The 18,457-nt window shown below is 68.7% G+C and carries 20 protein-coding genes and 2 tRNA genes; 15 read left to right on the top strand and 7 right to left on the bottom strand.

Going from position 1 to position 18,457, the window contains the following annotated elements; translation table 11 throughout:
• The 4 genes from NYZ95_RS12155 to NYZ95_RS12170 form a co-directional block, all read left to right on the top strand.
• Window positions 1-132 (top strand): integrase core domain-containing protein (locus NYZ95_RS12155; protein WP_262852034.1); only part of this gene is annotated, 132 nt, incomplete at its 5' end.
• Window positions 133-416: 284 nt separating this feature from the next.
• Entirely contained in the window at window positions 417-1,280 is an 864-nt protein-coding gene (locus NYZ95_RS12160; RefSeq protein ID WP_262851565.1) for an alpha/beta hydrolase, read from the top strand.
• A gap of 4 nt (window positions 1,281-1,284) precedes the next feature.
• Window positions 1,285-1,767 carry a ribose-5-phosphate isomerase gene (locus NYZ95_RS12165; protein ID WP_262851567.1) on the top strand — a complete coding sequence of 161 codons (483 nt, stop codon included), beginning with the start codon at window positions 1,285-1,287 and terminating at the stop codon, window positions 1,765-1,767.
• Between the two features lie 3 nt (window positions 1,768-1,770).
• Complete coding sequence (locus NYZ95_RS12170) at window positions 1,771-2,640, top strand: Fpg/Nei family DNA glycosylase (RefSeq protein ID WP_262851569.1); 870 nt, start codon at window positions 1,771-1,773, stop codon at window positions 2,638-2,640.
• A 3-nt stretch (window positions 2,641-2,643) separates the two neighbouring features.
• Here the strand turns inward: NYZ95_RS12170 and NYZ95_RS12175 are convergent, their stop codons facing one another.
• The gene (locus tag NYZ95_RS12175; RefSeq protein WP_262851571.1) at window positions 2,644-2,820 is read right to left on the bottom strand and encodes a hypothetical protein; all 177 of its coding nucleotides are present in this window, start codon (window positions 2,818-2,820) and stop codon (window positions 2,644-2,646) included.
• Between the two features lie 265 nt (window positions 2,821-3,085).
• Here NYZ95_RS12175 and NYZ95_RS12180 point away from each other — a divergent pair, with 265 nt between their 5' ends.
• A complete protein-coding gene (locus NYZ95_RS12180; RefSeq protein WP_262851573.1) occupies window positions 3,086-3,871 on the top strand; it encodes a class I SAM-dependent DNA methyltransferase in 786 nt (261 codons plus the stop codon).
• A gap of 588 nt (window positions 3,872-4,459) precedes the next feature.
• Here the strand turns inward: NYZ95_RS12180 and NYZ95_RS12185 are convergent.
• The 3 genes from NYZ95_RS12185 to NYZ95_RS12195 form a co-directional block, all read right to left on the bottom strand.
• Window positions 4,460-5,164: a hypothetical protein gene (locus NYZ95_RS12185; RefSeq protein WP_262851575.1), complete on the bottom strand. Its 705-nt coding sequence runs from the start codon at window positions 5,162-5,164 to the stop codon at window positions 4,460-4,462.
• A gap of 65 nt (window positions 5,165-5,229) precedes the next feature.
• Window positions 5,230-5,727, bottom strand: coding sequence for a hypothetical protein (locus tag NYZ95_RS12190; protein ID WP_262851577.1), 498 nt, complete (start codon window positions 5,725-5,727; stop codon window positions 5,230-5,232).
• A gap of 260 nt (window positions 5,728-5,987) precedes the next feature.
• Window positions 5,988-6,428, bottom strand: a complete 441-nt coding sequence (locus tag NYZ95_RS12195; RefSeq protein ID WP_262851579.1) for a hypothetical protein — start codon at window positions 6,426-6,428, stop codon at window positions 5,988-5,990.
• 26 nt (window positions 6,429-6,454) lie between these two features.
• Here NYZ95_RS12195 and NYZ95_RS12200 point away from each other — a divergent pair, with 26 nt between their 5' ends.
• Together NYZ95_RS12200 and NYZ95_RS12205 are read left to right on the top strand one after the other, a co-directional pair.
• Complete coding sequence (locus NYZ95_RS12200) at window positions 6,455-6,964, top strand: DUF2510 domain-containing protein (RefSeq protein ID WP_262851581.1); 510 nt, start codon at window positions 6,455-6,457, stop codon at window positions 6,962-6,964.
• Between the two features lie 3 nt (window positions 6,965-6,967).
• A complete protein-coding gene (locus NYZ95_RS12205; RefSeq protein ID WP_262851583.1) occupies window positions 6,968-7,570 on the top strand; it encodes a hypothetical protein in 603 nt (200 codons plus the stop codon).
• A gap of 986 nt (window positions 7,571-8,556) precedes the next feature.
• Here the strand turns inward: NYZ95_RS12205 and NYZ95_RS12210 are convergent.
• Both NYZ95_RS12210 and NYZ95_RS12215 read right to left on the bottom strand, forming a co-directional pair.
• A complete protein-coding gene (locus tag NYZ95_RS12210) occupies window positions 8,557-9,837 on the bottom strand; it encodes an Lsr2 family DNA-binding protein (RefSeq protein WP_262851585.1) in 1,281 nt (426 codons plus the stop codon).
• A 141-nt stretch (window positions 9,838-9,978) separates the two neighbouring features.
• Window positions 9,979-10,052: transfer RNA gene (locus NYZ95_RS12215), tRNA-Gly, on the bottom strand.
• 182 nt (window positions 10,053-10,234) lie between these two features.
• On the opposite strand from NYZ95_RS12215, the gene NYZ95_RS12220 reads away from it, so the two are divergent.
• The 6 genes from NYZ95_RS12220 (at window position 10,235) to clpX (ending at window position 15,154) form a co-directional block, all read left to right on the top strand.
• A tRNA-Pro gene (locus NYZ95_RS12220) sits at window positions 10,235-10,308 on the top strand.
• 63 nt (window positions 10,309-10,371) lie between these two features.
• Window positions 10,372-11,742, top strand: a complete 1,371-nt coding sequence (gene tig / locus NYZ95_RS12225; RefSeq protein ID WP_262851586.1) for a trigger factor — start codon at window positions 10,372-10,374, stop codon at window positions 11,740-11,742.
• Window positions 11,743-11,895: 153 nt separating this feature from the next.
• Complete coding sequence (locus NYZ95_RS12230; protein ID WP_262851589.1) at window positions 11,896-12,372, top strand: SRPBCC family protein; 477 nt, start codon at window positions 11,896-11,898, stop codon at window positions 12,370-12,372.
• A gap of 94 nt (window positions 12,373-12,466) precedes the next feature.
• Window positions 12,467-13,072, top strand: a complete 606-nt coding sequence (locus NYZ95_RS12235) for an ATP-dependent Clp protease proteolytic subunit (RefSeq protein ID WP_262852035.1) — start codon at window positions 12,467-12,469, stop codon at window positions 13,070-13,072.
• A 59-nt stretch (window positions 13,073-13,131) separates the two neighbouring features.
• Entirely contained in the window at window positions 13,132-13,767 is a 636-nt protein-coding gene (locus tag NYZ95_RS12240; protein ID WP_262851591.1) for an ATP-dependent Clp protease proteolytic subunit, read from the top strand.
• A gap of 112 nt (window positions 13,768-13,879) precedes the next feature.
• Window positions 13,880-15,154, top strand: coding sequence for an ATP-dependent Clp protease ATP-binding subunit ClpX (gene clpX / locus NYZ95_RS12245; protein ID WP_262851593.1), 1,275 nt, complete (start codon window positions 13,880-13,882; stop codon window positions 15,152-15,154).
• A gap of 207 nt (window positions 15,155-15,361) precedes the next feature.
• Here clpX and NYZ95_RS12250 read toward each other — a convergent pair whose 3' ends face one another.
• A complete protein-coding gene (locus NYZ95_RS12250; protein ID WP_262851595.1) occupies window positions 15,362-16,348 on the bottom strand; it encodes a YeiH family protein in 987 nt (328 codons plus the stop codon).
• A gap of 70 nt (window positions 16,349-16,418) precedes the next feature.
• Here NYZ95_RS12250 and NYZ95_RS12255 point away from each other — a divergent pair, with 70 nt between their 5' ends.
• A complete protein-coding gene (locus NYZ95_RS12255) occupies window positions 16,419-17,321 on the top strand; it encodes a LysR substrate-binding domain-containing protein (RefSeq protein WP_262851597.1) in 903 nt (300 codons plus the stop codon).
• Window positions 17,318-18,457 carry a saccharopine dehydrogenase family protein gene (locus tag NYZ95_RS12260; RefSeq protein WP_262851599.1) on the top strand — a complete coding sequence of 380 codons (1,140 nt, stop codon included), beginning with the start codon at window positions 17,318-17,320 and terminating at the stop codon, window positions 18,455-18,457. The genes NYZ95_RS12255 and NYZ95_RS12260 overlap by 4 nt, the downstream gene beginning before the upstream one ends.

Genomic DNA, 18,457 nt, shown 5'->3' on the forward strand with positions numbered 1-18,457 from the left:
CACTCAAACGATGCTCGCGCGGCGACCTACGACACCTGGCTCCATCACTACAATCACCACCGACCCCACACCGGCATCGGAGGCCAAGTCCCCGCCGACCGCGTTCACAACCTCACGGGGAACTACAGCTAGGCGAGGGCGTATCGAGACCCGCTCGGTCTCGATACGGGCTCCGCTGGCGCTCCGCCCTACTCGACCAGCCAGGTCCGGGTGGTCGAGTAGCCCGAGCCGCTAGGCGAGGGCGTATCGAGACCACTCAGCGCCACTTCGACACACTCAGCGACGCGGCGAAGCGTCGCCGAGAGGTGCGAACTGGCGTCGAGTAGACCGCTCGGTCTCGATACGGGCTCCGCTGGCGCTCCGCGCTGCTCGGCCAGCCAGGTCCGGCTGCTCGACCAGCGGGCTAGGGTCCTGGCATGGAACGTGACATCGCCGCAGAGCGTGCCGCCGACCGGGCCGAGGCACTGGCCGAGGGTGTCCGCATCGACGTCGCGCACGTCGCCGACCTCGACGCCGACGGCGTGCCCGTACGCCTCTACCGCCCGGACGAGGACGTTCCGGTCCTCCTGTACGTCCACGGTGGCGGCTGGGTGTTCCACGACGTCGAGACCCACGACGCGTTCTGCCGCTACCTCGCCCACGCGACCGGCTGGGCGTTGCTGTCGGTCGACTACCGTCGCGCCCCGGAAGACCCCTACCCGGCGCCGCTCGACGACGTCGCGACCGCCGCCGCGTGGCTGCGAGAGCACGGCGACGAGCACGCCCTCGACACCTCGTTGATCGCGGGCATCGGTGACTCCTCCGGCGCCAACCTGGTGGCCGCCCTGTCCGTGCGCGAGCCGGACGCGTTGGCATACCAGGTCCTCGTCTACCCGCCGACGGACGCGCTCGCCGATACGGAGTCGCGCCGCACCGAGGGTGGCGGGGCGTACGACTTCGTCGTGGCGGACATGGACTGGTACTGGGACCAGTACGCCCCCACGGAGGAGGCGAAGCGGCTCCCCGAGGTGTCGCCGCTGAGGGCGCCCGACCTCAGCGGCCTCCCGCCCACGCTGGTGATCACCGCCGAGCACGACCTGCTGCGCGACGAAGGCGAGGCGTACGCGGTGCGGCTCGCCGAGGCCGGCGTGTCGGCGGTCGCGTGGCGGGCGCTCGGGATGGAGCACGGCTTCTGGCGACGGCCGTGGGACTACGCCGAGTCGCGCTCGGCCGTACGGCTGGTTGCCGGCACCCTGCGCGACCTCGCCGCCACACCGAGCGAAGGAGTGCTGGGAGAATGAGCCCATGCGCGTTCACATCGGTTGCGACCACGCCGGATTCGAGCTCAAGAACCACCTCCTGAACCACCTGCGCGAGCAGGGCCACGACGTCGTCGACCACGGGCCGTCGGAGTACGACGCCGAGGACGACTACCCGCCGTTCTGCTTCGCGACCGGTGAGGCCGTGGTCGCCGAGCCGGGCAGCCTCGGCATCGTGATCGGGGGCTCGGGCAACGGCGAGCAGATCGCGGCCAACAAGGTCGATGGCGTCCGCGCCGCCCTCGCGTGGTCGCTCGAGACCGCGCAGCTCGCGCGCGAGCACAACAACGCCAACGTCGTCGGCATCGGCGCCCGGATGCACTCCGCCGAGGAGGCGACCGCGATCGCCGAGGCGTTCCTCGCGACTCAGTTCAGCGGCGTCGAGCGCCACGCCCGCCGGATCTCGCTGCTCACCGCGTACGAGGAGTCACGCGGCACCGACCTCGCCGAGCGACGCGAGGACTTCTGAGGCGTGCCCGAGGGACACACCCTCCACCGGCTCGCGCTCGACCTCGACGCGGCCTTCGGTGGCGACAGGACCTGGTCGTCGAGCCCGCAGGGCCGCTTCTCCGAGGGCGCCGCGCGGATCGGCTCGCGGGTCATGGAGGGCGCGGAGGCGTACGGCAAGCAGCTCTTCGTCCGGTTCGCCGGGCTGGAGGAGCAGGTACGGATCCACCTCGGGCTGATCGGCGGGCTCGCGATCCACACCGGGCCCGCCGCGCCCGACGCGGTCGGTGACCTCGACGCGCGGCCGGTGGTGGGCCAGGTGCGCTGGCGCCTGGAGTCCGTACGGGCGTGGGCCGACCTGCGGGGTGCGACGGTGTGCACGCTCATCACGCCGGACGAGAAGGTCGACTACCTCGCCAAGCTGGGGCCGGACCCGTTGCGCGACGACGCCGACCCCGAGCGGGCCTGGCGCCGGATCAACCGCTCCCGGATCACGATCGCCGCCCTCCTCATGGACCAGGCGGTGCTCGCCGGGGTGGGCAACGTGTACCGCGCGGAGGTCCTGTTCCGGCACAACCTCGACCCGTTCATGGAGGGACGCTTCCTCCGCCGTGCCGAGTGGGACGCGATCTGGGGCGACCTCGTCGGCCTCATGGCGTACGGGGTGACGCACAACCGGATCGACACGGTCCGGCCGGAGCACGAGCCGGAGGCGATGGGGCGGGCGCCGCGCAAGGACGACCACGGGGGAGAGGTGTACGTCTACCGACGGACGCACATGCCCTGTCTCGTGTGCGGGACGCCGGTCCGTACGGAGGTGCTCGCGGGACGCAACCTCTTCTGGTGCCCTCGGTGCCAGCCGCGCAGCCGGCGCCGCACGCCGGTGCGCGGCTGAGCGTCAGGTCAGCTCGGGCAGCGCACGCGCGGCGAGCATCGCGCTGATCTCCTCGCGCTCGCGACGGGCGGCGGTCATCTCGTTCACGGAGTGGAGGGCGTTGGCGCACGACACGTCGCTCGAGGCGAGGCGGGCCAGGCCGGTGGCAGCGACCTGCCACGCGATGCTGAGCGGTCTCATCGAACCCCCTAGGTGTGCCGACGCGGCGCCTGGTCCGCCTTCCGTACCCAGACGGGCCAGGCGCCGCGTTGTGAGTGCGGCCCAGCGATGCGTGATCACCGACCGACGCTGCTCACGTTAGGCAGCCGACGAATCCGACGGGTTAGCCTCACATGACATGTGGGTTAACGGTGTCAATCCGGACATCGCGGGCCAACGGTTTCACGCGGCGTGAACGGCAATATTCGGTCGCAGCCACCCCGCCGTCGGCCGTAGCGTCGACTCCGTGAGCGACAGCGACGGATACTTCGGTGCCGAGGTGGCGGCCCGCTACGACGACGTCCACTCACCGATGTTCGAGCTCACGACCGTGACCGCGACCGTCGACGTCCTCGCGCGGCTGGCGGGGGACTCCGCCGTGCTGGAGCTCGGGATCGGGACCGGCCGCATCGCCCTCCCGCTCGCGGAGCGAGGAGTGAGCGTCCACGGGATCGAGCTCTCGCAGGCGATGGTCGACCAGCTGCGTGCGAAGCCGGGTGGCGAGGCGATCCCCGTCACCGTCGGCGACTTCGCCACGACCCGCGTCGACGCACCCCCGGGCGGGTTCGGGCTGGCGTACCTGGTGTTCAACACGATCAACAACCTGACCTCGCAGGACGACCAGGTCGCGTGCTTCCGTACGACGGCGGAGCACCTCGCGCCCGGTGGCCGCTTCGTCGTCGAGGTCGGCGTGCCCGAGCTCCGGAGGCTGCCGTACGGGGAGACCACCGTGATGTGGGGCGAGGGGCCGCCGGTGTGGTCGTACGACGTGTACGACACGGCGACGCAGGCGCTGTCGTCGAACTACGTCAGGATCGACGACGGACACGCGACGTTCCGCTCGATCCCGTTCCGGTACGTGTGGCCGGCGGAGCTGGACTTGATGGCGCGGCTGGCGGGTCTTCGGCTGCGCAGCCGCTGGGAGGACTGGGACGAGAGGCCGTTCACCCACGAGAGCAGACGGCACGTGTCGGTCTGGGAGAAGCCCACCGAGGGGCACGTGGAGCGGACGACGGGAATCGAACCCGCGTAATCAGTTTGGAAGACTCCGTGCCCGCGTTTGCAGTTCATGCAGGTCAGGTGCCAGGTTCTGGGCTCTGACCTGCGACGATGCTAGCAGGGTGAGGAGGCTACCCGGCGTTGCTGACTGTCGCTGGGGACTGCTCGTGCCCGACGATTGGGCACGATTGGGCACGGCCCGCCCCGTCACCACCTGCACAATCACCGACGGTCCGTGCGGTGCGGCGAACTCGGCAGCGAGGCTATCCCCGCCCGTGAATCCGCTCCCGTCGCGACGCTCGTACGCTGACCCCGTGACGACGCGTGCACCTGCCCCTTACCACTCGGCGCCGGACCCCCCGCCCGACCGATCGCATTGGCAGCAAGTGCGAAACGTGTCATGGCCGTTCGAGGATCGGGACGGCAACGGGCACGCCCGGGGCATCCCGTCCGAGTCTGAGCCTGTGCGTGTCATGGTGTGGCTCGACTTCGAGCGCGACGGGGTGTGTTGGCTCCCGGCGCGGGCGGTGCGGTGGCACGGGCGGCATGTGTGCGTGGCAGTCGCCGACGCGCGGTTGCAGGTGTCGTACGTGTGGGTCGACGCGACGGACGTGCAGAGGTTCTAGATCGAACTCGGATCGACGTCGGCGGCGATATCACGTGTGATGTCGCGGACTGCCTCACGCGTCTCGTTCAGCAGGAGGCCCATGAAGCCACCGATGCTCACATGTCTCAGCGCAGGTATGTCGAGCCTGCACGCGAAGGAGAGAGACACGCGCTCGGGGGCGCAGGCGTCGGAGACGCTAGCTACGTACTCCTCATGGTCAAACTCGAAGTTTAGGTCGGCCTCTGGGCCGTTCCAGATCGCTACGGTCGGAGACTTGTCCGTGACGATTATGACGTTCAGGCGGCGGTGCTTGTCACGGTTCGAGAGGTCGCGCAGATTCGGGAGCCATTGGGAGGTTGCTTGCACGTTCCAGATTCGTTCAATGAGCGCGGGGCCGACACTGCTGAGCGCTTCGCCCGGTTTCGCCAACCTGCCGAGGAAGGTTTCGAGCGATGTCGGCTTCTTGGGAATGGGAAAACCGAGGCGCTCTGTCTCCTCGTCGCTGAGGCGCCTTCCCTGCGAATAGTCTGCGAGCGCGACGACCAACAGGTCGAGCGCGGACCGGGTGTTGTGCAACGCGTCGCCAAGAACAAGCGCGGCATCCTGCGGTGGCTCTTCGAGAACGTGACGGCTGAACCAATAGCGGCCGTCGTGGTGGTCGTAGTTGACCTCCCACGGTGCACGTTCCTCGTAATCGTCGAGCATCTCCTGCAACGTCATCAGATGAGTTCGCGCCCACCGCAAGCGGCGCGCCACCGGATCAAGTTCGAGCACTCGACCTGACATCAAGTGCCGGTCTCGTACATCGCGCGGACCTCAACACCGAGAAGCTCTCGCGCGTCGATCATTGGTTGCTTGACCCGTTTCCACGTCGCGAGCACCTCCCGTTCGGTGTTGTCGCCGTTCATCTCAGCGCCAAGGTCCGCAACCCGTTGTAGAGCGTCCTTGACCGGCGAACCGGGCGCTTCGAGCACCGCGAGTCGGCGCACTCGAAACGTGGCCGCACCGAGGGTTCGCACGTAAGGCTCCCGCTGGGACCACCGATTCTCTTCGCTCTCGTGCGTGCCGTCTGTGGCGAGCGCGTCGGTGTTGAGGGAAATATCGGCGGCAGCGTTGTAGACCTCGTCGAGGGCGGTCAGGGCGTCCGTCAGATACGCACGGCGCCATGCGCGCCACTCCGCGCGAGTCGCTTTCCGGTCGGTGCGGCGCTCGCGGAGGTACGCGGCGCCCTCGCCGAGTCCGAGTCCGAGTATCAGGGTCACGACGGGTAGCCACACATCCATGCTCCGCATTCAACCCGAGGTCAGGGTCGGTCAGAGTGAGTCGTCGGTCAACACGCCGGTTGGTGCCGTCACGACGCGCGCGGAGCGCAGCGGGTTGCCGAACCAAGCCCGCACGTCGTGACAGCAGCCGGAATGCTCGGCGCGAGGTTGTCGAACTCGTTGAGCCACCCAACGCATGGTCGACGATTGTGCCCGTCCACCACGGCTCGGCGCGCCATTGACTCGGCGCTGTCGACGCGGCTCCATGTTCGGCGGCGGGATCAATACGCCGACACGTCGCACTCGGCCAGGAACGGGCCGCCCTCACCCGCTGTGACTACTGCACCGATCATGCGCGCGCTCACCGACGATGACACCGACACAACAGCGTTGCAATAGCCCTGCGCCTCAGCCTGATTCTCGGCCTTGTCGGCGAGGTCGGTCACTACTGTCACCCTTGACCCGTTGTCGTTGGTGAACTTTGTGATGTGTTCCCAGGTCGGGTCCTTCGGCCAGCCGTAACTGTCTGAGAATGCCTTCTGCACCTGCTGTGCCAGGTCGGGTTCTTCCGGCGTCGGTGGAGTCGTCGGCGTGGTCGCGGTGGTCCATTCGGTCGTCTCAGTTGCGGCCGGCGATTTGTCCCCGCCATCATCGTCATCGTCCCCGCAGCCCGACACGACGAAGAGCGCGGCCACGGTCAGTGCTGTCAGTGTTCGGGTCATATGGTCCAGTGCAAGCGCCGGGCGGCGTGTTCGCCACCCAGGAAACCGCAACCACGACGCCGGACAAACCGCAGCATCCGGCACCTGACCCGATCTACGCTCCCGTCATGGCGGACCAGGGTTGGTATCCAGACCCGCAGAACCCGACCGCGCAACGGTACTGGGACGGCGACAGTTGGACGGAGTACACCCGCGCCCTGCCGCCACCGGAACCGCGGAAGCGCAAACCGAACATCTTCGCGCTCATCCTCGCGTCCGTGCTCGGCCTCGCCGCGCTCGCTGGCGTCGTCAACCAGCTGGTGGAATCCACACCCAGTTCCAGCACCGACGAGTGCGTCATGAATGATCAGCCGACCAGCGCAACGAGCAGCATGACGACCGTGGAGTGCGAGGACCCCCGCGCAGACTTCAAGGTCGGCGACCAGGTCGACAGCTCAGACGAATGCAACTCTGTCGCTGGGGCGTCGTCCGACTTCTACATGACCAAGAAGACCGAGCTCACCGATCAGACGTACTGTCTGATGCCGGTTGACTGAACCATGGCCGCCATCGTCATCGCCATCGCCGCCCTGACCTTCACAATCGCGTCGTTCTGGTGGCTACATGCCCGCCGTGGGCGACTCATCTGTACCGAGCCGCACAGGTTCACCGCGATGGTCAACGAAGCGGTTGCCAGACTCCGCTTTCCGTTGGTGCTGGAGAACACTGGTCCACGTCCCGTCGTGATCCAGGACCTGCAACTCTCGTTCCCCAGTGACGAACAGACCGTTCTTCCTCTCCCATGGATGAGCGTCCACTCGACACTTTCCGCAGACCAAGCCGACGTCGTGGACCACCCGGTGCCCATCGTCGTGGACGGGTTCTCGGCGCAGCGCATCATCGTTCAGTTCGGTGCGCCCTTGCCAGGCGTAGTCCTGGTGGGGCGAAAGGTTGCCGTCCGCATTGACGCGCAGATGTCACTCAGCGACAAGTGGAAGGAGTTGGTCTCGTTCCCGCTACTTGCCCAGGGCATCGCCTACCCCGAGCGATACACGACCTACGCCAATCGAATCAACGACATCCCGCCCGACGCGTACAAGAAGGCATCAAAGGCGGCGAAGCGCCTTCTGGAAACAGTTCGCGACGAGTCGAATGGGGACTAGTTGATTATTCGGATGTGGCATCTGAGAGTGCGCGTTTTGGCTCGGATGACGGATTCGGCGGGCGTGTTCGCGCAAGTCAAGCCAGCGCCGAAGCTCGACCGAATGTCCTGTGCGCCCCGACATGTACGGACTCCGTGCTGTCGGGCCGTCGCGGTTTCACCTTCTCGCCACCGAATTCGCGCGGCGCCCGGAATATCTGCCTTCACCCCATGACCGCCGTAGGTCAAATGCCCAGTGCATCGACGGGGTGTACATTCACCGTCCGCGAAACTGTACCGGCCAGACGGTCCGGAACTTGTGGTCTTGCCCGGGGAGAAAACGGGGAGGTGCAGGGCTGCCCCACCAGGCATTTGTCAAAAAAAGACCTCAACCACACGCTGGGCTTCGGCGTCGTCAGGCTCCTTGAGCCGTTGCGGTCCACCGTCGCGGCCTCGCGCGCGCGGGTCCCCAGCCGGGGGCGCCAACGTCAAGCAGATGTGTCATCAATTTGTCCTCAATTGACTCCTTACTCCCTCCTCTTCTATAGGGACGACGGTTACCGCCGGGCCAACCCGACGCCAAGCGTCCGGTCATGGGCGACGCTTACCGGCCGATGACCCCGACCGATACCGTCGGAATCACGCCGGACGATTACCGTCGGGTCACCAGCTCGGCGCGACGCACCAGAGCCTCCTCGAACGCGATGTACCCGGCGGAGTCGCCGACCGATCGCAAGTGCTTGCGTACATGCTCCTCGTCGGACTCGCGAAGGACCACCATGTACGTAGCGCCCCTGCCCCGACCTCGGCCGGGGGGCGGTTCCGGATCCCGCACGATAAATGCCAGCTCGTGCAGCAGTCGCAGCGCGCGGTCGACGCTGCGGTGATCGTCGCGCCGTTCCCCAGTGGCGGTTGTCAGCTCATGGCCCAGTGCGGTGGCCAAGGCGGCATGTCCCCCAAACCACCGGGGCGGCGTGTCCTTATCGAGCGCGGTCAGACACATGACGGTTAACGCGGCGCGAGACGCATGGTGACGCCCAAGGTAGGGAAAGGCATGGGCGACCGCAGCGGACACCAACTCAGCGCCCATCGGTGGTCTGGGCCGGCGTAGGTGTCGGCGTGGGCTCGCATGATCGCGGTCACGTGCGGCGGCAGCGTCACCGTGCGCAGCGATGCCTGAGTCTTGGGCGGCCCGAAACCTGCCGGGCGACCCCGGCGCTCCAGCACCGCCCGCTCGACTCTCACCCGGCCGGTGTCCAGGTCGACGTGACGACGTGCGAGCGCGAACAGCTCTCCCGCGCGTAGCCCCGACCACGCGGCCACGTGCACGGCAGCGGCGTAGCGGGCGGGCATCGCGTCAGCGATTTGTGCCACCTGCTCGGCCGTGGCGGGGATTCGCTCAGGGGCGCGGTGCACGCCTGCGCGCGGGATCTGGCACGGGTTGGCCGCCACCTGGCCCTCGCGCACGGCTGCCTGCATGACTGTGCGCAGCAGCCGGTACGCCTGCGTCACCGGGGTCGGCACGCCGGGCGCGTGGTGGGGGGCCTCTGGGCCCGGCTCGGGCGCCGGGGGCACCGGGCTGCCGTGGGCCTGCCACGCGGCCAGCACGGCGGGGCTGAGACGGCCGGTGGGGGCGACGTGCAGCCCGTTCTCCCGCGCCCACGTGCGGGCTGCGTGCACGGCTCGGCGGCGGCGTCGCTCGTTGCCGCGCTCGGCGCGCTCAGCGGCTTCGGTTCGCCCGGTGTGGACGGCCGCGCTGTACCAGTCGCGCACCAGCGTCGTCGTCAGGTGGCGCAGCTCGACCTGGGCGAGCGTGATCGTGGACCCTCCCCGCGTGCCGTCGCGTCGGGTCAGCGGTCGGCTCAGCCACCGCGCAGTCACCTGCCCGTACAGGTCGACCGTGCGCGGCGCCAGATCTACACGCGAGTCCAGCCACGCCGCGAGGTAGTCGCCCAGCGATTCGGCGCCTGCCTCGGGGCTGCGCCACGCGCCGCGCACGATGTCGGTGCGGTTGCCCGCCAGCCAGTCCTGAGCCTCGGCGCGGGTGTCGAAGGTCTGCGGTGCGGTCCGGCGCTGACCGGTCGTGGGGTCGGTGTAGCGGACCTGGAACCGTCCGGACCCTGTGCGCCGAATCGAACCGTGGGCGCGCTTGCGAGCTCGGCGCGCTCGGGTAGCTGCTCGGGGAGGTTTCGTGGGCCGCGCTGCGGGGACCTCGGCGTCGGGCAACGTGCGTAGTTCGGCGTGCGTCGCGGCTCGGCCGGTGGTCGGCGTGGGGTGCTGGTCTGGCATCGGGAGGTGTCCTTACGGATCCGTCGCAGCGGCCGGAGCCGATGCGATTGGGCACGGTTGGGCACGAAACTGCCCAGGACCGCGCCGCTCTCCCAACGTCAGCAGGTGACGAAAACACTTGCTGACCGGCGGTGATGGTCGTGGAGCGGACGACGGGAATCGAACCCGCGTAATCAGTTTGGAAGACTGAGGCTCTACCATTGAGCTACGTCCGCGCGCTGCACCGCCTGGCCGTACGCCCTGCGGTCAACCGCGACCATGATGCCACACCCGCCCCACCCGTCCACGAAGGGGGCGACAGCGTGGGGTCGACGGTCACGACGGCCGCGATTCGGGGTCGTACGCGCTTGTCTACTACAGTGGTTCGGGCGCCCGCACCGCCTGAAACGGTGCGTACCGGGATGTAGCGCAGCTTGGTAGCGCATCCGCTTTGGGAGCGGAGGGTCGCAGGTTCAAATCCTGTCATCCCGACTGCCGACGACACGTCGCCGCAGCGGCGACGATCTTTGCACGACGACCAAGGAGAACGTACTCGTGAAGAGTGCCCAGGAGACACTGAGCCCGACCCGGGTCAAGCTGACCATCGAGGTGCCCTTCGATGAGCTGAAGCCGGCTCTCGACAAGGCGTACAAGACCGTGGGGGCGCAGATCTCCGTGCCGGGCTTCCGCCGCGGCAAGGTCCCCGCGAAGGTCGTCGACCAGCGCGTGGGGCGCGGGACGATCCTCGACCAGGCCATCAACGACGCGCTTCCGGGCATCTACTCGCAGGCGGTCGCCGAGGCCGAGATCCAGCCGCTCGGCCAGCCCGAGGTCGACGTGACCCGCCTCGAGGACGGTGACCTCGTCGAGTTCAGCGTCGAGGTGGACGTCCGGCCGCAGTTCGAGACGCCCGACCTCAGCGACATCGAGGTCACGGTCCCCGACGTCAAGGTCGAGGACTCCGACGTCGACGAGCAGATCCAGGCGCTGCGCGAGCGCTTCGCCACCCTCACCGAGGTCGAGCGCCCGGCTGCCGACGGCGACTTCGTGACGATCGACCTGTCCGCCAGCAAGGACGGCGAGAAGCTCGACGTCGCGCAGGCCACCGGCATCGTCTACCAGGTCGGCAAGGACTCGATGCTCGACGGTCTCGACGACGCCGTCACCGGCATGTCCGCCGGCGAGTCCAAGACGTTCCAGACCCAGCTCGCCGGCGGTGAGCTCAAGGGCGAGGATGTCGACGTCGAGGTCACCGTGACCACGGTCAAGGAGCAGGAGCTTCCCGAGCTCGACGACGACTTCGCGCAGACCGCGTCGGAGTTCGACACCGTCGACGAGCTGCGCGCCGACATCGCCGAGAAGCTGACCCGCGGCAAGCGGCTGGAGCAGGCCGCCGACGCGCGCGACTCCGTGCTCGAGGCCGCCATCGAGAAGCTCGACGTGCCGCTCCCCGAGACGGTCGTCGAGGCCGAGATCGCGAACCGTCGCCAGCAGATCGAGCAGCAGCTCGCGTACGCCGGCATGACGATGGACGCCTACCTCGACAGCGAGGAGCAGACCATCGACGAGTTCGAGGCCGACCTTGAGAAGCGTGTCCGCGACTCCCTCGTCGCGCAGTTCCTCCTCGACCAGATCGCGACCGACTCTGAGGTCGGGATCGAGCAGGACGAGCTGACCGAGCACATGCTGCGCCGCGCTCAGCAGTCCGGCGAGGACCCGCAGTCGTTCATGCAGCACATGGTCGAGCACAACCACATCCCCGAGCTGGTCGCGGAGGTCGTGCGCGGCAAGGCGCTGGCGTCGCTCGTCGAGGAGGCCACCGTCAAGGACGAGTCGGGCAACGTCCTCGACCTCAAGAACCTGCGTGGTGACGGCAGCATCGCCGAGGGCGACGAGGCCACCGAGGCCGAGTCCACCGAGTCCTGACCTGCCTGATCCCGTACGGAGGCCCCTGCTCGCTGCGGCGAGCGGGGGTCTTCGTCGTACGGGGCCGCCGGGGGTGGCGTCGACGCGCCGGATACCGTCAGTATGTGGAGGTCGCCCGTCCCCGACCCCACCCCGTCCCCCGAAGGAACCGTGATGACGACAGCCGCCACCGACCCGTACCTTCTCGAGGTCAGCACCGAGATCGACGCCCCGCCGCCCGAGGTGTGGCAGCTCGTCTCAGACCTGCGCCGGATGCCGGAGTGGAGCCCGCAGACCCGCAAGATGATCGTCCGCGGTCCGATCGGCGTCGGGACGAGGTCGCTCAACCTCAACAAGTACGGCTGGAAGGTGTGGCCGACGACGTCGGTCGTCGAGCGGTACGAGCCGCAGCGCGCGATCGCGTTCCGTGTCCCCGAGAACGGCATGGTGTGGACGTACGAGCTCGAGGACCTCGGCGACGGTCGTACGCGTCTGATCGAGCGTCGTGAGTCGCCGCGCGGGTCGACCCCGTTCTCGCGCCTGCTCGTCAAGACGTTCCTCGGCGGCATCGACGAGTTCTCCGAGCAGATCGAGCGCGACATGGTGTCCACGCTGGCGCGCATGAAGGCGCTCGTGGAGCGCACCGGCTGACTCGCGGCGGCCTTGTGCGCCCGTAGCGAAATCGGCCGGGTTCCCCTCCGGTTCGTCCGCACGCCCCGCTAGGGTCGAGGACGTGAACACAGAGATGACTCCTCGTATGGCGGGCGGCGACGTCGGCCCTAACGATCTCGACGGCCACATCTACCAGCGGCTCCTGCGTGAGCGCATCGTCTTCCTCGGCTCCGAGGTGCGCGACCAGAACGCCAACGCGATCTGCGCGCAGATGCTGCTCCTCAACGCCGAGGACCCGAAGGCCGACATCCGGCTCTACATCAACTCGCCCGGCGGGTCGGTGGACTCGGGCATGGCGATCTACGACACGATGCAGTTCATCTCCAACGACGTCGTCACGGTCGGCATGGGCCTCGCGGCATCGATGGGTCAGTTCCTGCTCGCCGCCGGCACCAAGGGCAAGCGGTACGCCCTCCCGCACGCGCGGATCATGATGCACCAGCCCTCGGGCGGTCTCGGTGGCTCCGCCTCCGACATCCGCATCCAGGCCGAGCAGAGCCTGCTCCTCAAGCAGCAGCTCAACGAGCTCCAGGCGTTCCACACCGGTCAGCCGCTCGAGGCCATCGAGCGCGACTCCGACCGTGACCGCTGGTTCACCGCCGAGCAGGCCAAGGAGTACGGCTTCATCGACCACGTGATCGCCCGTGAGAACGACGTGACGCGAGGCGAGGCGTCGTGACCGCGACCCCGCTGCCGCTGTCCCGTACGCCGCTGGGCGGCCCGACCCAAGGAGCCGACATGACCATGCCCCACCAGCAGTTCGCGCCCTCGATGAACTACTACATCCCCCAGTGGGAGGAGCGGACGTCGTACGGCTTCCGCCGCATCGACCCGTACGCGAAGCTCTTCGAGGACCGGATCATCTTTCTCGGCACGCCGATCTCTGACGACGTCGCCAACGCGGTCATGGCCCAGATGCTGTGCCTGCAGTCGATGGATCCCGACCGCGACATCTCGCTCTACATCAACTCGCCCGGTGGCTCGTTCACGGCACTCACGGCGATCTACGACACGATGCGCTACCTGAAGCCGGACGTGCAGACGGTGTGCCTCGGTCAGGCGGCCTCGGCTGCGGCGGTGCTGCTGGCGGCCGGGACACCGGGCAAGCGCCTCGCGCTCCCCAACAGCCGCATCCTCATCCACCAGCCGTACACCGAGGGCACGTACGGGCAGAGCTCCGACCTGGAGATCACCGCGAACGAGATCCTCCGCATGCGCGACCTGCTGGAGACGATGATCTCGGAGGCGTCCGGCAAGCCCAAGGAAGAGGTCAGCCGCGACGTCGAGCGCGACAAGATCCTGACGGCTGAGCAGGCCGTCGAGTACGGCCTGGTCGACCAGATCCTGGAGACCTTGAAGACCCCGGCGGTCTGACCAGCTTTGACACGCCCGGTGCCGGGTCGGCCGCACGGCGGCCCGGCACAGGGTACGGTCGAGGGAAACATCGAGCCGGGCGAGACCCGAGACGGCGGAGGGTGAGGAATCGGTGGCACGCATCGACGGCGGCGACCTTCTCAAGTGCTCGTTCTGCGGAAAGAGCCAGAAGCAGGTCAAGAAGCTGATCGCGGGTCCAGGTGTCTACATCTGTGACGAGTGCATCGAGCTCTGCAACGAGATCATCGAGGACGAGCTCCAGGAGACCTCGGAGGTCTCGCTCGAAGAGCTCCCGAAGCCGCGCGAGATCTACGAGTTCCTCAACCAGTACGTCATCGGTCAGGACGCCGCCAAGAAGTCGTTGGCCGTCGCCGTCTACAACCACTACAAGCGGGTCCAGGCGGGCGCTGCCGCCGGTCGCCACAAGGACGACCTGGTCGAGCTGGCCAAGTCGAACATCCTGCTGGTCGGGCCGACCGGATGCGGCAAGACCTATCTCGCCCAGACGCTCGCCCGGATGCTCAACGTCCCCTTCGCGATCGCCGACGCGACGGCGCTGACCGAGGCCGGCTACGTCGGCGAGGACGTCGAGAACATCCTCCTCAAGCTCATCCAGGCCGCCGACTATGACGTCAAGAAGGCCGAGACCGGCATCATCTACATCGACGAGGTCGACAAGATCGCCCGCAAGAGCGAGAACCCGTCGATCACGCGAGACGTCTCCGGCGAGGGCGTGCAGCAGGCGCTGCTGAAGATCCTCGAGGGGACCACCGCGTCGGTGCCGCCGCAGGGCGGGCGCAAGCACCCCCACCAGGAGTTCATCCAGATCGACACCACCAACATCCTCTTCATCGTGGGTGGTGCGTTCGCCGGCATCGAGCAGATCATCGAGAGCCGCAACGGCAAGATGTCGCTCGGGTTCAACACCCAGCGCGAGGAGCTCAGCGATGAGCGGACGGCCGGTCACGTCTTTACGCAGCTGATGCCCGAGGACCTGCTCAAGTTCGGTCTTATCCCCGAGTTCATCGGCCGCCTGCCGGTCATTGCGACCGTCGAGAACCTCGACAAGGAAGCCCTCGTCGAGATTCTCACGCAACCGAAGAACGCCTTGACAAAGCAGTACGCCAAGCTCTTCGAGATCGACCACGTCGAGCTGGAGTTCACCGACGACGCGATCGAGGCGATGGCCGACCTCGCGCTGCTCCGCGGCACCGGGGCTCGCGGCCTCCGCGCGATCATCGAAGAGGTCCTGCTCAACGTCATGTACGAGGTGCCGAGCCGCGACGACGTCGCCAAGGTCGTCGTGACCAAGGAGACGGTCCTCGACAACGTCAACCCGACGCTGGTCCCGCACCGTGACGAAGAGCGCCGCGACAAGGCCTCCTGACTCACGCAGGCACAGGTGGTCGAGTAGGCCGAAGGGGTCTCGATACGGGCTCCGCTGGCGCTCCGCCCTACTCGACCAGCCAGGTTCACGGTGGTCGAGTAGTCCGAGCCGCTAGGCGAGGGCGTATCGAGACCGGCTTGGTCTCGATACGGGGTCTCGGCTAGCGCCTCGCCCCCTACTCGACCAGCGGAGGGTTGGCTGGCTGCGTCAGACGACCAGGGCGGTGGTGAGGATCAGCGCCAGCGAGGTCGTCGCCGCCACGAGCGTGGACGCCGTCGCCAGCGCGACCGCTCGTACGGGGACGGGCCACAGCTCCCGCACCCGCAGGCCGAGTCCCAGGCCGAACATGCCGGCCGCCAGGAGCAGCGTCGCGAGCTGGTCGCCGACACCAAGGACGCTTCCACCGAGCACTCCGGAAGAGCGCAGAAGCACGGCCAGGAGGAACCCCACCACGAACCACGGCACGAGCGGAGCGCCCTTCGGGGCGACGTCGTCGGCTCCGTCGCGTCGGCCGGCCGCCACGTACACCCCGGCGAGGCTCACGACCCGCCCGAGCTTGACCGTCGTCGCCAGCGCGACGACGACCGGTCCGCCGATGAGCGAGGCCGCCGCGACGACCTGAGCGACCTCGTGGATGCTCGCGCCCGCCCACACCGCTGCCTGCTCCTTCGTCAGGCCGAGGAGGTCGGCGGCAGGAGGGAGGAGGACGATCATCGCCGTCCCGTACAGCGTGACGAGGGCGACGGCGAGGGCGACGTTGCGCCGACCCGCGCGTACGCCGTCCTGCACCGCGGCGATCGCTGCGGCCCCGCACACCGAGAACCCGGCCGCGATCAGCGTGACGAGGCTGCGGTCGAGACCCATCGCGTCACCGATCCGGCACGTCGCCGCGTACGTGACGGCGACGGTGGCGATGACGACGAGCGCGGCGTCCCAGCCGACGGCGAGCAGGTCGCTCACCGAGAGGCGCAGGCCGAGCAGGACGATTCCCAGACGGAGGCAGGTACGGGAGACGTCGGCGAGTGCCGCGGTGGTCTCCGCTGCGAGCACGGGGAGGTTCGCCAGGACCGCTCCCAGCACCAGCGCGAGGAGGAGCGGCCCGAGGAGCGGGACGATGTCGCTGAGAGTGGTGGCCACGAGCGCCGCGAGCAGGGGCGCTGCCACGACGAGCGGCCGGACGGGTGAAGCTTCCACGTCTCCAGCGTCCGACGCGACCGCTGTCCCGGGTAGACCACAGAACCGAGGCAGGTCATAAGGTGAGGTGATGACCCGAGACGTCGATGTGCAGACGCTCCGGCTCCTCGTCGCGGTGGCGGAGCGCGGCAGCATCGGGGCGGCGGCGCGCGAGAACGAGATGACCCAGCCCGCGGCCAGTGCGCGGCTGCGGGAGTTCGAAGCCCGCTGGAGGATCTCCGTTCTGGACCGCTCGCCCGGTGGGTCGCGCCTGACCGAGGACGGAGAGGCGGTCGTGTCGTGGGCGCGGACTCTGCTCCACGAGATCGACACCGTACGTTCGAGCCTGCTCGCGCTCGGTGAAGAGCGACGCGCCGGGGTCTCGGTGGCGGCGAGCCTCACGATCGCCGAGCTGATCCTGCCGCGGTGGTTGGCGGAGCTGCGTGCGCGCCGCCCGCAGGTCAGTCCGCGACTGTTCGTCGTGAACAGCGACACGGTGGCGGCGAAGGTCCGCGGCGACGAGGTCGACCTCGGTTTCGTGGAGACCACCGACGTGCCGGGGGACCTCGCACGGCAGGTCGTGGGGCACGACACGCTCGCCGTCGTCGTCGCGCCCGGCCACCCGTGGGCCCGCCGGCGCACGCCGCTGACCCGCGCGGAGCTGCAGGCGGGGGCGTACGTCCTGCGAGAGCCCGGGAGCGGGACCCGCAGCACCTTCGAGGCGGCTCTGCGGCAGCAGCCGCGGGTCGTCCTCGAGGCGAGCTCGACGAGCGCACTCGTCGGCGCCGCCGCCGCCGGAGTGGGCCCTGCGGTCGTCTCACGGCGGGCGGTCGCGGCCGACGTCGAGCAGGGACGTCTCGTGATCGTCCCGGCTGCGCTCGACATGCGCAGGCCGCTGACGGCGATCTGGAGGAGGGGCCGACGCCTCCCTGATGCGGCGTCGGACCTGGTGCTGATCGCCACGGAGGCCTCACGCCTAGACTCCCTCGGATGAGCTATGACTTCGTCCTCCTGGGTGCCACGGGATTCACCGGTGGGCTGACCGCCGCGCACCTCTCGACGCACGCACCGGCCGGTGGCCGGTGGGCGATCGCGGGACGCGACCGCGCCAAGCTGGAGACGGTCGCCTCGAGGCTCGCCGACTCGGGCGGATCGGCGCCTGCGATCGAGGTCGTCGACGTCACCGACGCTGCCGCGTTGCGGAAGGTCGCCGAGTCCACGAAGGTCCTGGCGACCACCGTCGGGCCGTACGCACAGCACGGCGCGCCGGTCGTCGCGGCCTGCGCCGAGGCCGGCACGGCGTACTGCGACCTCACCGGGGAGCCGGAGTTCGTCGACCGGATGTGGCTCGAGCACCACGAGACGGCCGAGCGTACGGGCGCGCGGCTCGTCCACGCGTGCGGGTTCGACTCGATCCCGCACGACATCGGAGTCCTGCACACGGTGCGGCAGCTGCCGTCGGACGTGCCGATCACCGTCCGTGGCTATGTGCAGGCGAGCGCGGACGTCTCGGCAGGCACCTACCACTCCGCGCTGGGCGCATTCGCCCAGTTCCGGTCCTCGCAGACGGCGGCGAAGGAGCGACGCCGCCGCGAGGGACGTCCAGCGGGCAGGCGCGTCCGCGGGCTCTCGCAGCGACCCGGGCGCGGTGAGTCGGGGACCGGCTGGGCCCTGCCGTTGCCGACGCTCGACCCGCAGGTCGTGCTCCGCTCCGCGCGGGCGCTGCCGTCGTACGGGCCCGACTTCTCGTACGGCCACTACGTGCAGTTCACTCGGCTCCCGGTGGCGGTCGGCGCCGCGATCGGCGTCGGTGCGCTCGTCGCCGGCGCCCAGGTGCCGCCCGTACGGAAGGCGCTGCTGCGGGTGAAGACGGCAGGGGAGGGGCCGAGCGAGGCCAAGCGGGCACGGTCGTGGTTCCGCGTGCGCTTCGAGGCCGAGGCCGACGGGAGGCGGCTGGTCACCGAGGCGGCGGGTGGCGATCCGGGATACACGGAGACGGCGCGGATGCTCGGCGAGTCGACGCTCGCGCTTGCGTACGACGACCTTCCCGACACCGCGGGGCAGGTCACCACGGCTGTCGCGATGGGCGACGCGCTGCTGGCCCGCCTCCCGTACTTCCGCACGCTCTGA

The organism is Mumia quercus (assembly GCF_025506335.1).
GTDB classification, from domain to species: Bacteria; Actinomycetota; Actinomycetes; order Propionibacteriales; family Nocardioidaceae; genus Mumia; species Mumia quercus.